Source organism: Kitasatospora sp. NPDC058184 (genome assembly GCF_042883725.1).
In the GTDB taxonomy this organism is placed as follows: domain Bacteria; phylum Actinomycetota; class Actinomycetes; order Streptomycetales; family Streptomycetaceae; genus Kitasatospora.
Genome location: NZ_JBHVVE010000021.1, coordinates 88,499 through 100,998 on the forward strand (window position 1 = coordinate 88,499; position 12,500 = coordinate 100,998).

The window sequence follows — 12,500 nt, forward strand, 5'->3', positions numbered from 1 at the left end:
GCTCCAGAGGGCTTCCGGCGGGGTCTCCGGCGTGGTCAGCCGGCGGCGGGTCCGTGGGTGGTGTTCAGCCAGGCCCACTCGGACCAGGTGGAGAAGCCGGTCTGCCACTTGTGGTGGACGCCGTCGGTGTTGGCGCCGAAGACCTCGATCCGGCCGTCGGCGTTGTTCGCCGAGCCGATCTCGGTGCCGCCGGTGCCGAAGGTGTCCCACTGGCCGTACGGGGCGTTCAGGCCGGTCTGCCAGATGTGCTGCGCCGTACTGCCGTTGATGGCGAACACCTCCACCCGGCCGTCCGGCGAACGCCCGCTGGTCAGCTGCGCGTCGGCGGGGCCGCCGGTGGCCTCCCAGCCGGACCAACTGGTCGGGTCCGTCTGGTACTTGTGGTAGACGCCGGCCGGGCCGGAGGCGAAGACCTCGAGCCGGCCGTCCTGGTTGTGGCTGACGGTGAGGTCGTGGCCGCCGGTGCCGAAGGTGGAGTCCCAGGCGGACCAGCCGCCGTTGACGGCGGTCTGCCACTGGTGCTGGAAGACGCTGCCGTTGAGGGCGAAGACCTCCAGCCGCCCGTCGGGGGCCTTGCCGAGTTCGATCTCGCTGTCGGCGGGGCCGCCACCGGTGCCCTCCCAGCCGGACCAGCCGCTGTTGGGCGCCGTCTGGTACCGGTGGAAGACGCCGACCGGTCCCGAGGCGAAGACTTCGAGCCGCCCGTCCTGGTTGGAGCCGACGGCGAGGTCGTGGCCACCGGTGCCGAACTCCTCCCAACCGGACCAGGCGCCCGACGGCTGGAGCTGGTAACGGTGCTGGAGGGTACTGCCGTTGAGGGCGAAGACCTCCAGCCGGCCGTCCGCGTTCAGGCCGATGGCGAGTTCGGCGCCGGCCGGGCCGCCGAGGTCCTCCCACTCCGACCAGCCGCCGTTGATCGCGGTCTGCCAGGCGTGCGAGACGCCGTTCTTCCCGGCCGCGAAGACTTCGAGGCGTCCGTCGGCGGACCGGGCCGAGACCACCCGGCCGGACTCCGCCGGGTACTCCAGCGGTGCGGGGCCGGGCTCGTGGTGGCCGAGCCTGTCGACGGCGGCCTGGGCCTCCTCCATGTGCCGCACGTGGGCGCGCGCGCTGTAGGTCGACCACTGGTGCCAGTCGAGGCCGCCGTTGGAGATCCGGTAGGTCTGGTCGGCGTTGCACTGGGCGTCGTAGGCGCACGCGTCGGAGACCTCACCGTGAAAGTGGTCGTTGATCTCCCACAGGCCACGGTCGACGGAGTAGTCCGGGGTGTTGCCCTCGCGGTTGGAGGCCAGCGGGTTGCAGCTGGACTCGGCGAGGCCGACGGCGATCGCGGTCACCAGGGCCTCGCCCCGGAAGCCCGCCTGGTAGGCGACCTCGGCACACAGGTCGCTGCCGGTGGCGGCCGGAGCGGAGGGGGCGGCGACCGTCAGGCCCGCCGTGACTCCCAGGGCGGCGATCGCGGACAGCAGGGCACGGTGGGGCGCCCGGCGGGCGCGCTGCTGGCCGGTCACGGGGTGGCTCCTCGACTGACGGCGGGTCCGGGGGTGGTGTTCAGACTGACGGCGGGTCCGGGGGTGGTGTTCAGCCAGGCCCACTCGGACCAGGTGGAGAAGCCGGTCTGCCACCGGTGGTGGACGCCGTCGGTGTTGGAACCGAACACCTCGATCCGGCCGTCGGCGTTGGCGGCGGCGCCGATCTCGGTGCCGCCTCCTCCGAAGGTCTCCCACTGGCCGTACGGGGCGTTCAGGGCGGTCTGCCAGATGTGCTGCGCCGTACTGCCGTTGATGGCGAACATCTCGACCCGGCCGTCCGCGGTCAGTTCGCTGGTGAGCCGGGAGTCGGCGGGGCCGCCGGTGGCTTCCCAGCCGGACCAACTGGTGGGGTTCGTCTGGTACTTGTGGTAGACGCCGACCGGCCCCGAGGCGAAGACCTCCAGGCGGCCGTCCCGGTTGTGGCTGACGGTGAGGTCGTGTCCCCCGCCGCCGAAGGTCGTGTCCCAGGCGGACCAGCCGCCGTTGACGTCCGTCTGCCACTGGTGCTGGAAGGTGTCGCCGTTGAGGGCGAAGACTTCGAGGCGGCCGTCGGGGGCCTTCCCGAGCTCGATCTCACTGTTGGCCGGGCCGCCGCCGGTGCCCTCCCAACCGGACCAGCCGCCGTTGGGCGCGGTCTGGTAGCGGTGGAAGACGGCGGCCGGTCCCGAGGCGAAGACTTCGAGCCGCCCGTCCTGGTTGGCGCCGACGGCGAGGTCGTGGCCCCCGCCGCCGAAGTCCTCCCAGCCGGACCAGGCGCCCGAGGGCTGGAGCTGGTAACGGTGCTGGAGGGTGGTGCCGTTGAGGGCGAACACCTCCAGCCGGCCGTCCGCGTTCGGACCGATGGCGAGTTCGGCGCCGCCCGGGCCGCCGAGGCTCTCCCACTCCGACCAGGCGCCGTTGACCACGGTCTGCCAGGCGTGCGAGACACCGCTCGCCCCGGCGGCGAAGACCTCCAGGCGCCCGTCCGCGGACCGGGCCGACACCACCCGGCCGGACTCGGCCGGATACACCAGCGGCGCGGGCCGGGGACCGCTCCCGGGGACGCAGGGCACGGTGACGCCGCGCTCCGTGAGGTACGGCTCCGGGTCGGTGCGCTGGGACGCGTTCGGGTCGGCCCAGACCCGCAGGTGCAGGTGCGGGCCCGTGGAGTTGCCCTCGCTGCCCATCAGCGCGATCTGCTGGCCGGCCCTCACGTCGTCGCCCTCGAACACGTCCCGCCGCTGCATGTGCCCGTACTCGGTGATGGTCCCGTCCGGGTGCAGGATGCGGATCCACTGGCCGTAGTCGGACACCGGGCCGGAGATGACGACCTTGCCGTCGCCGACCGCGTAGATCGGGGTGCCGCGGTTGTTGGCGATGTCGATGCCGTTGTGCTCCGCGGTGTAGTGCTGGGTGATGGCGCCGTCGGTCGGGCAGGCCGCCGCGAACCCGGCGGCAACGGCGGGAGCAGCGGTAGCGGCGGGAACGGCGGCAGCGGGGGCGGCCGGGACGGCGACCGGCAGCAGCAGGGCCACCACGGCCAGGGCCCGCCGCGAGGTGCGGGAGATCATCGGTGCGGCCCCCTCACGCCTTGCGGAGGCGGCCGATGATGCCGTCGATGTCGCGCCGCATCATGTCGGGCCGGATGAAGTGGCCGCCCGGCTCCTCGTGGGCCTCGTACGGGATGCCGGCGCCGTCGAGCAGGGCGCGGAACTCCCGCTGCCCGGCCAGCACCGCGGTCTCGTTGAAGGTGTCGAAGGGGTTGGTCGGGTCGGGGCTGGTGCCGGCGACCAGGAAGATCCGCTTGTTGCGGTAGCTCTCCAGGCGCTCGACCGGGTTGTCGGCGGTCACCCTGGCCTGGTCCCACAGCGGCGCGCCGTAGATGGTGCCGCCGGCCAGGTCCTTGACGGCGGCGGAGACGTTGGCCCAGTGGACGACCGCGCCGTTGTCGCGGCGCAGGCTGGCCGGGCCGGAGTGGGCGCTGACCGAGGCGAAGTGGCCCCAGTACTTGGCGGCGTACTTCAGCGCGCCGAAGCCGCCCATGGAGAAGCCGGAGACGGCGCGGCCCTCGGGCTCGGCGAAGGTGCGGAAGTTGGCGTCGACCCACGGGATCAGCTGGTTGATGTGGAAGGACTCCCAGTTGCGGGGGCCGACGTTGGTGCTGACCGGGTTGGAGTACCAGCCGGCCTGCCCGCCGTCGGGCATCACCACGATCAGGGGCTTGCCGATGGTCCAGTCGCGGACGCCCTGGCGGTCGAACTCGATGAAGTCCTGGAGGCCGCCGTGCAGGAGGTAGAGGACGGGGTAGGTGCGCCCGCTGGTGTGGTAGTCGTCGGGGAGCAGCACGTTGACGGCCGGGTCCCAGCCGATCTCGGCGGTGTGGAAGCGGTAGTACCACATCCGGGCGTCGGCCTCGCCGCGGTCGGTGATGTGCAGGCCGAAGCCGTCGTCGGCGGCGTGGGCGGTCGAGGCCGTCGCGAGGACGCTCGCGCCGCCGAGCGCCAGCGCGGCGCCGAGCCCGCCGGCGGACTTGAGGATGCTCCTGCGGGTGGGGTGGTTCGCGGTCACCGTGACCTCCTGAGGGTGCGTGTCGGCGGCCGGTCCGCGACCGCCGGATGTCCGTCGTTCGGACGGTTCGGACGGTAGCCACCCGCCGGGGGGCGCGGAATCCGGAACCATACGGACTGACAGCGGCGGGGCCGGGCGCGGAGACTGGTGCGTTCCCGGAGCGTCGGGTCGTCGGCCGTGCGTCCCTGTCCGGCCGCGCGTCCCTGTCCGACGGCGCGCTCTTGTCCGGCGGTGCCGCCGCCACCAGACTGGTGACCGGACGCGGACAGGAGGGGTGCTGTGGCCAGGATCAGGATGCCCGACCGGGTCTTTCTCGCCTTGGAGTCCGCCACCACTCCCCAGCACGTGGCGCTCCTGGCCACCTTCGGGCCGCCCGCCGGTGCCGAGCCCGGGCCGTACGTACAGCGCCTGTTCGAGCGGCTCGTCGCCGCGCCCGTCGCGGCCCCCTTCACCTTCCGGCCGTGCCACGCACGCTGGGGGGCCTTCGACGGCACCTGGGAGGTGCTCGCCGGCCAGGACGTCGACCGGTCGTACCACCTGCGCCGCTCCGCGCTGCCCGCGCCCGGCGGCGAGCGCGAACTGACCGACCTGGTCTCCCGGTTGCACGCCCGGCCGCTCGACACCACGCGGCCGCTGTGGGAGTGCCATCTGATCGAGGGCCTGGCGGACGGCCGGTTCGCCCTGTACGTCAAGGTGCACCACGCGCTCACGGACGGGCTCGGCGTCCAACAGCGCCTGCGGCGCATGCTGAGCACCGATCCGCGGGACGAGGGGCTGCGCCCGCTGTGGAGCATCGCCGCCCCCGCCGACCACAGCACCGGGGCGGAAGGACCGACGGCCCGCGGGCTCGCGGCCACCGCGCTGGGCCTCGGCCGGGCCGCCAGGACCATGGCGCGGGGCGTGCGGGCCAGGGCCGACCGCACCCGCGCGGTGCCGTTCCTGGTCCCGCGCTCCCCGCTGAACGCCGCCGTCGGTCGGCAGCGCAAAGTGATCACCCGCAGCTACGAGTTCGACCGGTTCCGGGCGGTGGCGAAGGACGCCGGCACGACCGTCAACGACGTCCTGCTGGCGGTGTGCGGGGGCGCCCTCCGGCAGTGCCTGGCCGCGACCGGGGCGCTTCCGGCGCGGTCCCTGACCGCGGGCACCCCCGTCTCGACGAGGGAGGCGGGCGACGCGTCCACCGCCAACTCCTTCGCCATGACGGTCATGAGCCTCGGCACCGACGTGGCCGACCCGCTGGAGCGGCTGCGCGCCGTGGCCCGGTCCAGCGCGCTGGCCAAACGGGAGCTGGGCGAGCTGCCGAAGGGCTCCACCGGGCTCTACGGGGCCCTGTTCACCTGGCCGTTCGTCGCGCAGAACGTGCTGGGCCTGGGCGGCGCGACCCGCCCCCCGTACAACGTCGTGGTGTCGAACATCCCCGGCTCCGCGCAGCGGATGTACTTCGCCGGCTGCCCGTTGGAGACGGTCCACCCGCTGGGCAGCGTCTGCCACGGGGTCGGCCTGTTCATCGCGGCCCGCTCGGCGGGCGGCCGGTTGAACCTGGGCCTGGTGGGGGACCGCTCCCTGCTCGCCCCGCTGGACGGGCTGGGGGACGCACTGGGCGACCAACTCGGCCTCCTGGAGGAGGCGTTGGAAAGGACGTAGGTCAGCGCAGCAGCCCGTCGGCCCGCAGCCGGTCGAAGATGATCCGGTCCACGGGGGACGTCCGGTGCCGGTCGGCGTGGGTGAGCCACACCAGCTCGGCGATCTCACTGGCCGGCGCGAGCACCCCCTCGTACGCGGCGGTGTAGCAGGTCATGCGGACGACCACGCCCTGGCCGTGCCCGTGGGCCTGGGCCTCGAAGACGCCCAGCAGGGCGGCCGAGTCCCGTACGACGGCGACGGACAGCTCCTCCTCGATCTCCCGGCACAGCGTGTCGAGGTCGCTCTCCCCCGGCTCGCGCTTCCCCCCGGGCAGGTAGTAGGCGTCCTTGCCGTGGGAACGCGTGCTCAGCACCAGGCCGTTCTCCAGGTGGATCCACGCCACCTTGTCGATGAGCGCCGCCATGGACCAGTCCTCCTGTTGCTCCGACCGGTTGCTCCGACCGGTCCCCGAGGATACCGCCCCCACCGGCCCTCAGCCGTCCAGCAGTTGCTCCGTACAGGTGGTGACGACCTGCCGCACGGCGTGGGTCAGGTCAGCCGCCAGCGCTTCGTCCAGCGTGATCCAACGGGGCGCCTCGCCCTCCTCGTTGACGGTGACGCGGCCCCCGTCCGGCACCGTCAGCAGGTACACGTGCCAGACGTGGGCGTCGGATCCGCGTCGGCAGGAGTCGCCCGGGATCGGGAACGTGGCGACGAACCGGAGCCGGTCGCCGGCGGTCAGGCCGACCTCCTCGCGCAGTTCGCGGGCCGCGGCGTCGGCCGGGTCCTCGTCCCGGTCCACATGGCCGGCCGGGACCGTCAACGCGTAGGGGAACGCGACGCGTTGGAAGAGCAGGAACCTGTCCGCCGGATCGCGGACGAAGACCGCCGCGGTCTCGTGCCAGTACTCGCCGTCCTCGGCGGACCACCAGGAGATGCCGGGGTCGATGACGATGGCCCGGGCGCTGCGCCCACCGCAGTTGCCGCAGCGGACCTCCCGCCTGCCCCCGGCCGTGGTCCAGGTGACGGGGCCGCCCCGGCAGAGCACGCAGTACTCCGCGTAGGTGTCCGGGGCCGGGCGTAGCGTCTCGATGTTCATCCTGGCCTTCCGCGCTGGTAGACGCCCACGGCCGCCCACGGACGCCGGTGGACGGGGTGCGCCGCCCCGGTCAGGGCAGCAGGTCGGGCAGCTGCCGTACGTCGTCGAGGACGTGCTCGGCACCGGCCCGTTCGAAGTCCTCGCGCGTGTGGAAGCCGGTGGCGACGCCGACGAAGCGCAGCCCGGCCCCGGTGGCCGCCGCGAGGTCGATGAGGGCGTCGCCCACGTACCAGACGTCGTCCACGCCGACCCCCCTTCCGCTCAGCGTCGCCAGCGCGGCGTCGAACACCCGGGGGTCCGGCTTGTGGTGGGGGCTGTCGTCCGCTCCCTGGAGCAGGACGAGCCGGTCCGTCCGCACGCCGATCCGTTCGACGTCCCGGAGGGCCGAGAGGCGGTTGGTGGACGTGACGACGCCGACGCCGACGCTCCGGCGCCAGAGCTCGTGGACGACTTCGACAGCGCCGGGGAGGGGCCGTTTGAGGAACTCCTCCTCCAGCGAGAGGTTCGCCTCGCGCATCCGTTCCAGGGTGTCGCTGTCGCGGTAGAGGGCGCGGATCATCGCGTCGAAGGGCTTGCCCCAGTGCAGCGCCAGCTCGGCGTCCGTCAGGTCGATCCCGTAGAACCGCCGGGCGACCGCCTTGTGGTGGGCCCACTTGACCTCTGCGGTCACCACCAGGGTGTCGTCCAGGTCGAAGAGGACGACGCGGGGCCCGCGGCCCGCACGCGTTCCGGACGTCATGACGTGAGATCCCTTCCGCCGGGTCCTCCGTACGGTACCGTCGCCCGGTCCCCCGCCGCCTCCGCCTGCCCGCCGCGTGACCGGGGTCGGGCGGGACCGCGCGGCGCGGGCAGGGAGACCGCCAGGAGCAGCGCGACGCCGACCACCGTGAAGGCCAGCGCGGCCAGCCCGGCACCGGCCCATCCGGCACCGTCCACGGCCAGGCTGAAGGCCGGCGGCCCGACCAGCGTGCCGAGGCTGCCGAGCTGGGCGACCAGCCCGTTGGTGACGTCGGCGCGCCGGGGGCTGCCGGCGATCCGCGGCACCGCCGCGAACATCGCGGAGATCATCACCCCGTCGACCACCAGGCCGACGCAGGCCAGGACCATCACGGCCACCACGGGGAGGCGCAGGGCGAAGACCAGGAGCGCCGAGACGGGCAGCAGGGCCAGCACCGGAGTCATCGCGAGCAGCCCGACGCCCCGGCGCAGCAGCAGCCCGCTGAGCGCGCTGCCGAGCACGCTGCCGAGGGAGACCACCGCGGCGACGACGCCGGCGGTGGCCGCGGACGCGCCGCGTTCCTCCGTCAGGAACGTGGGCAGCAGCACGACGATCGCGACCCCGGCCAGGCAGACGCAGGCGAAGCTCAGCGCGAAGAGCACCGGGGGGATCCAGCCGGTCCGCGGGGGCGGCGCTCCGGTGCCCTCGGCGGCCGGGTCCGCCGTCGGCACGCGGGCGGCGGCGGGGCGGGTGGCGCCGACCGCGACCGCCAGCACGAGCGGGAGGAGCGCGGTCGCGCCCATCCAGCCGCGCCAGCCGATCGCGCCGCTGACCGCTCCCCCCAGGGCGGTGGCCAGGGCGAGCCCGGTGGGGACGCAGGTGCCCCACAGCGCCAGCGCCGTGGCCTGCGCCCGCCCCTCGGCCAGCCGGGTCAGCATGATCGGCCCGCCCACGAAGACCAGGAGGTAGCCGAAGCCCTGCGCGGTGCGCGCCGCCAGCAGCGGCGACCAGCTGCCCGCGAAGGCCGTCGCCGCCACGGACAGGGTGGTGAGGACGAGCCCGCCGGCCAGCGCCTTCCGGGCGTCGAGCCGGCTGATCCACCACCCGGCGGGGACGCCGAGGACGGCGCTCACCGCGGTGATGCTGGAGGTCGCCCAGGCGAACTGGCCGAGGGAGAGGTGCAGGTCCCCTCGGATCTCGGACCCGAGCGGGGAGAGCGCGCCCAGCCCGAAGGCGGCGAAGACCCCGGAGAGCCAGGTGGTCACGACGGCCGGCCACGGTGACCCGGTGCTCTCGCGGCGCGCGACACCGTTCTTGCGCATGGTTCGCTCTCCAGGGAAGTGGACGGGCTGACGGGCGGGCCGGCACCGGCCGGTCGTGTGATGAGAGGGGAGGAGGAGTCGGCACCCTCCCATCACACGACGCGTCAGTGCTGCGGGCCGTAGGCCGTCAGCAGTTCGACGTCACCGGTCACGTACGTCGTGTCGGTGATGACGGTCTGGTCGGACGGGCCGCGGCTGCACATGCACATGTGCCGGCCGCTGGACTCCACGCGGACGGCGCGGGCCCCGCCGGAGGCCATGATCTCCTCGGCGATGTCCTTCACCAGGTGCTCCTGGATCTGGAACCGCTTGCTGAAGGCCTGGACCAGGCGCGGGAACTTGCCGAGCCCCAGGATCCGGTTGCCGGGGACGTAGGTGATGTCGACCTTGCCGTAGAAGGGCAGGAAGTGGTGGGCGCAGATCGAGTAGTAGTTGATGTCGTGCACCCGGACGACGCCCTGGTGGTCGCCCTCGACCAGGACGGTCGTCTTGAGGATCTTGGAGGTGTCGGTCTCGTAGCCGCTCAGCAGCTCCCGGTACGCGCGGACGATGCGGGGCTCGCACTCGGGCTCGGTGTACCAGTCCAGGGCCCGTTTGTCCGTGGTGACGTTGTCCCGTAGCCACTCGGCGATCGTCATGTGGTCTCCGTTCTCGGTCCGTCCGGCGGACTCCGCCGCCGGCCTCGCCGGGGCTCCGGCGAAGTCTTCTGGTGGGGTGGGAGGTTGAAGACCGTCGGCGGTGCTCAGCGCGGCGGCTCCCCGGGTGCCAGGCGGGCGTCGGCGTAGGCGTCGAGGGAGGCCGCCGCCGCGTACTCGTGGGCCCGGCGTCCCAGCGCGTGGAGTTCGGCGTGGTCGACGCCGAGGTGCCGGACGTTCTCCGGCGCCGCCCAGCCGATCCCCTCCAGCCAGTCGTCCAGGGGGCGGGCGTACCGGTCGAGTCCGGCGGTGCTCCGGCCCAGGTCGGCCAGCGAGAGCCCGGCGTCGCTCCCCCGCCGTCGCACCTCCGTCCACCAGTCCGCCCGGAACCGCCGGTGCTCGCCGGGCGTGAAGGCGCGCACGCCGCCGTCGTAGACGGCGCACTTCTCGAAGAGGCTGTCCCGGTGGCCCAGCCGGTGCAGTTCGAAGTCCGGGGTCGACCAGCGGGGGGACCGCAGGAAGTCGAAGGGCAGTTGGGGGAAGGACTGCCCGAGCCGGGTGCGGTCGGGCAGCTCGAACAGTGCCTCCAGGGCCACGATGACGGCGCTGAACCGCTCGCCCCGGTGGGCCAGTTCGGCGAAGTAGTCCCGCAGGCGCCGCACGCCCTGCCGGGATCCGACGGTCAGCACCAGGTAGCCGGCGATCTCCGCGCCGCGGCCGTGCGCCGCCTGCCGGGCGGCCCGGAGCACCTTCTCCACCGTCGCCCCGGTGCCGATGATGTCCCCGAGCACCAGCAGCTGCCGCCCGGCGAACTCCCAGCGCTCGTAGGAGATGTCGAGCGGGTGGGCGGCTCCCCGGTCGGTGCCGACGAAGCTCACCGCCTCGGGGTAGCCGAAGCGGTGCGACAGCGCGCTGTCGACGCCGAAACTGAGGCCCCCGCGCAGGATGGTGACGACCGTCGTCGCCTCGGTCGCCAGGGCTCCGGCCACCGCCGGATCGGCCTCCGCCACCAGGTCGAGCGCGGTCGACACCGCGGTGCCGAGCAGCGAACGGTACCGGTGGCCCGAGACGGCCGGGTCGGTGAGGAGGGTGCGCGAGGCCGCGGTCGAGCAGACGAGGACCCTGGTCGGGGAGCCGGCGGGGTCCAGGCCGTAGCAGGCCGCGTCGTCGCTGTGCAGGAGGTACTTCACCGGATGATCCACCAACTCCACGGGTAGGGTCACGGTTTGAGCGCGGGCCGCCTCGGCGTTCGCCCGGTGCGTTCGGCCAGCACCCGCTCCACCTGGTACGAGGACTCGACGCCGTCGACCGTCTTCAGCGCGTCCGGTGCGGGTGCCCGGTTGTGCACGGAGGCGATCAGCACCGTGCCGGACAGCGGCAGCACCTCCGGCACCTGGTGCGGTGCTTCGACGAGGACCGACTTCAGTCCGACGGCGCCGAAGAGCGCGCTCCAGTCCAGGGCCGTCCCACGACTGGGCAGCCCGCCGCCGGACTCGTACAGGTGGTTGTCGATGACGGCCAGTGTGTAGTTGCCGAGCCTCGGCAACTGGTCGCCCAGTGCGGTGAGTACGGACAGGTTCATCAGGAAACCGCCGTCGGTGTCGATGCCGACCACGGACAGCGGGGCCGCCGCCATGGCCATTCCCAGGGAGATCGCGGTGACGTCGCCCATGGTGTCGGTGAAGAGGGTGTCGGCGGGACGGAGCGCGTACATCACCTCGCTCGTCCGACCGAGCGGCGCGACCGACACCGAGTCCGCGGGGAGCCTGGCGTACAGGGCTTCGAGGAATTCGGCGGTTTCTATGGCGCACCCCTCAGTTCCGCCGTCATTCCGGCGTTCGCCACGAGTGCCACGCTCCGCTGCCCGGTGTCGAGCGTGGCGTAGGCCTTGCGGAGGCTTTCCGCCAACTCCGCGCAGGAATGGACGTCCGCGGTCACCAGGGAGAGCATCGCCGTGTGCCGGTGCATCGTCTCCTCGTGCGGAATTCCCCACCAGTTCGGTTCGCCGAAGGCCCCGCGCCGGGAGATCAGCAGCGCGGTGTGCAGCCGGTGGCTCATGGTCAGGCGGGCCAGGGTCTCGCAGGCCCGGCGCAGCCCCGAGTTCTCCATCACGACCAGCGGACGGGCGCCGGCCAGTCGGGCGCCGGCCGCCAGGCCGACCGCCGTGGCCTCGTCGTTGACCTGCACGTACCGGATCTCACGCCGTGCCGACGCCTCCCGGCACAGCGGTGCCAGGAGCGAGTCGGGCACCGCGTAGACGATCTCCACACCCGCCTCGACGAGCGCCTCGTACGCCGCGACAGCCGACATGGGGCAGCCTCACCTGGTGGTGGCCAGCAACTCGACGATGATGTTCGAGTAGTGGCCGTCCCCGATGTTCCGCAGCAGGTGCGGCTGTCCGGCCTCGTGGTAGACGGCGTCGCCGAGCTTGTCCTCCCCGACGTAGCCGGTGCCGTCCTTGTGCACGGTCTCCGCCCGGCCGCTCTCGGTGGCGACGTAGACGTAGTCGCAGGGGTGCTGGTGGATGATCGTCTCCTCCCCCGGGTCCAGCTCCAGGACCCACACCCTGACGCGGTCGTCGGAGTAGACGAGTTTGGTACCGACCTGCTCGATGTGCTCCTGCATGTGCGTACCCCGATCTGTCCCGTGAGCCGCTGCTGGTGGCGTGTTTCGCGTGACCGAGAATCTGCGGGTATCGAACGTCGTCAGACCACGGCCGATGCCGAGACTCTAGAGGCGCGCCCAACGGACAGCAACGGACCACCATCACCCCAACTCGTAATGAGCCAACCTGAGTTGGGCCCACCCGTGCACGGCGCGGCGCCCCGGGAGACGGATCCGCCGACCCGCCGGACCGACGCCTGACCAGCCGTCTCCCGGCGTCCGCCGACCGGCCGGGGAAACCGGAACCCCGTCATCCGGAAGTGGCATGACATGACCGAAAGCAGCCACCGGGCTCCAGGGGGCCTTGTCCTCCCCGGCCCGGCGGGGTCTCCTGAAGCCCGTCAGAAGGTGCGCCCGCAC

13 protein-coding genes are annotated in these 12,500 nt (G+C 73.0%); 1 reads left to right on the plus strand and 12 read right to left on the minus strand.

Features of this window, described 5'->3' with window-relative positions:
• Positions 1 to 35 precede the first annotated feature (35 nt).
• Genes ACFVXH_RS31580 through ACFVXH_RS31590 form a run of 3 tightly spaced genes read right to left on the minus strand, consistent with a single transcriptional unit; the run spans position 36 to position 4,079 of the window.
• Positions 36 to 1,511, minus strand: a complete 1,476-nt coding sequence (locus ACFVXH_RS31580; RefSeq protein ID WP_387829301.1) for a hypothetical protein — start codon at positions 1,509 to 1,511, stop codon at positions 36 to 38.
• A complete protein-coding gene (locus ACFVXH_RS31585; protein ID WP_387829303.1) occupies positions 1,508 to 3,082 on the minus strand; it encodes a peptidoglycan DD-metalloendopeptidase family protein in 1,575 nt (524 codons plus the stop codon). The genes ACFVXH_RS31580 and ACFVXH_RS31585 overlap by 4 nt, the downstream gene beginning before the upstream one ends.
• A gap of 13 nt (positions 3,083 to 3,095) precedes the next feature.
• Positions 3,096 to 4,079 carry an alpha/beta hydrolase gene (locus ACFVXH_RS31590; RefSeq protein WP_380739505.1) on the minus strand — a complete coding sequence of 328 codons (984 nt, stop codon included), beginning with the start codon at positions 4,077 to 4,079 and terminating at the stop codon, positions 3,096 to 3,098.
• A gap of 279 nt (positions 4,080 to 4,358) precedes the next feature.
• Between ACFVXH_RS31590 and ACFVXH_RS31595 the strand changes: the two genes are divergently transcribed.
• Positions 4,359 to 5,723: a wax ester/triacylglycerol synthase family O-acyltransferase gene (locus ACFVXH_RS31595; protein WP_387829305.1), complete on the plus strand. Its 1,365-nt coding sequence runs from the start codon at positions 4,359 to 4,361 to the stop codon at positions 5,721 to 5,723.
• A gap of 1 nt (position 5,724) precedes the next feature.
• Here the strand turns inward: ACFVXH_RS31595 and ACFVXH_RS31600 are convergent, their stop codons facing one another.
• The 9 genes from ACFVXH_RS31600 to ACFVXH_RS31640 all read right to left on the minus strand — a co-directional run bounded on the left by ACFVXH_RS31600 (position 5,725) and on the right by ACFVXH_RS31640 (position 12,101).
• A complete protein-coding gene (locus tag ACFVXH_RS31600) occupies positions 5,725 to 6,126 on the minus strand; it encodes an NUDIX domain-containing protein (RefSeq protein WP_117486925.1) in 402 nt (133 codons plus the stop codon).
• Positions 6,127 to 6,195: 69 nt separating this feature from the next.
• A complete protein-coding gene (locus tag ACFVXH_RS31605) occupies positions 6,196 to 6,801 on the minus strand; it encodes an NUDIX hydrolase (RefSeq protein ID WP_387829307.1) in 606 nt (201 codons plus the stop codon).
• Between the two features lie 70 nt (positions 6,802 to 6,871).
• Positions 6,872 to 7,540, minus strand: a complete 669-nt coding sequence (locus ACFVXH_RS31610; RefSeq protein ID WP_049655842.1) for an HAD family hydrolase — start codon at positions 7,538 to 7,540, stop codon at positions 6,872 to 6,874.
• Entirely contained in the window at positions 7,537 to 8,841 is a 1,305-nt protein-coding gene (locus ACFVXH_RS31615) for an MFS transporter (protein WP_387829310.1), read from the minus strand. Before ACFVXH_RS31615 ends, ACFVXH_RS31610 begins: the two co-directional genes overlap by 4 nt.
• 104 nt (positions 8,842 to 8,945) lie before the next feature.
• On the minus strand, positions 8,946 to 9,479 hold the full coding sequence (gene folE, locus ACFVXH_RS31620; RefSeq protein ID WP_049650735.1) for a GTP cyclohydrolase I: 534 nt from the start codon (positions 9,477 to 9,479) through the stop codon (positions 8,946 to 8,948).
• Positions 9,480 to 9,583: 104 nt separating this feature from the next.
• Positions 9,584 to 10,666 (minus strand): phosphoribosyltransferase, encoded by a 1,083-nt coding sequence (locus ACFVXH_RS31625; RefSeq protein WP_387829312.1) that lies wholly within the window; start codon positions 10,664 to 10,666, stop codon positions 9,584 to 9,586.
• A gap of 29 nt (positions 10,667 to 10,695) precedes the next feature.
• Positions 10,696 to 11,190 (minus strand): thiamine pyrophosphate-dependent enzyme, encoded by a 495-nt coding sequence (locus tag ACFVXH_RS31630; RefSeq protein WP_198959482.1) that lies wholly within the window; start codon positions 11,188 to 11,190, stop codon positions 10,696 to 10,698.
• 86 nt (positions 11,191 to 11,276) lie between these two features.
• On the minus strand, positions 11,277 to 11,786 hold the full coding sequence (locus ACFVXH_RS31635; RefSeq protein WP_387829314.1) for a thiamine pyrophosphate-binding protein: 510 nt from the start codon (positions 11,784 to 11,786) through the stop codon (positions 11,277 to 11,279).
• 9 nt (positions 11,787 to 11,795) lie between these two features.
• Entirely contained in the window at positions 11,796 to 12,101 is a 306-nt protein-coding gene (locus ACFVXH_RS31640; protein ID WP_198959481.1) for a hypothetical protein, read from the minus strand.
• Positions 12,102 to 12,500 lie beyond the last annotated feature (399 nt).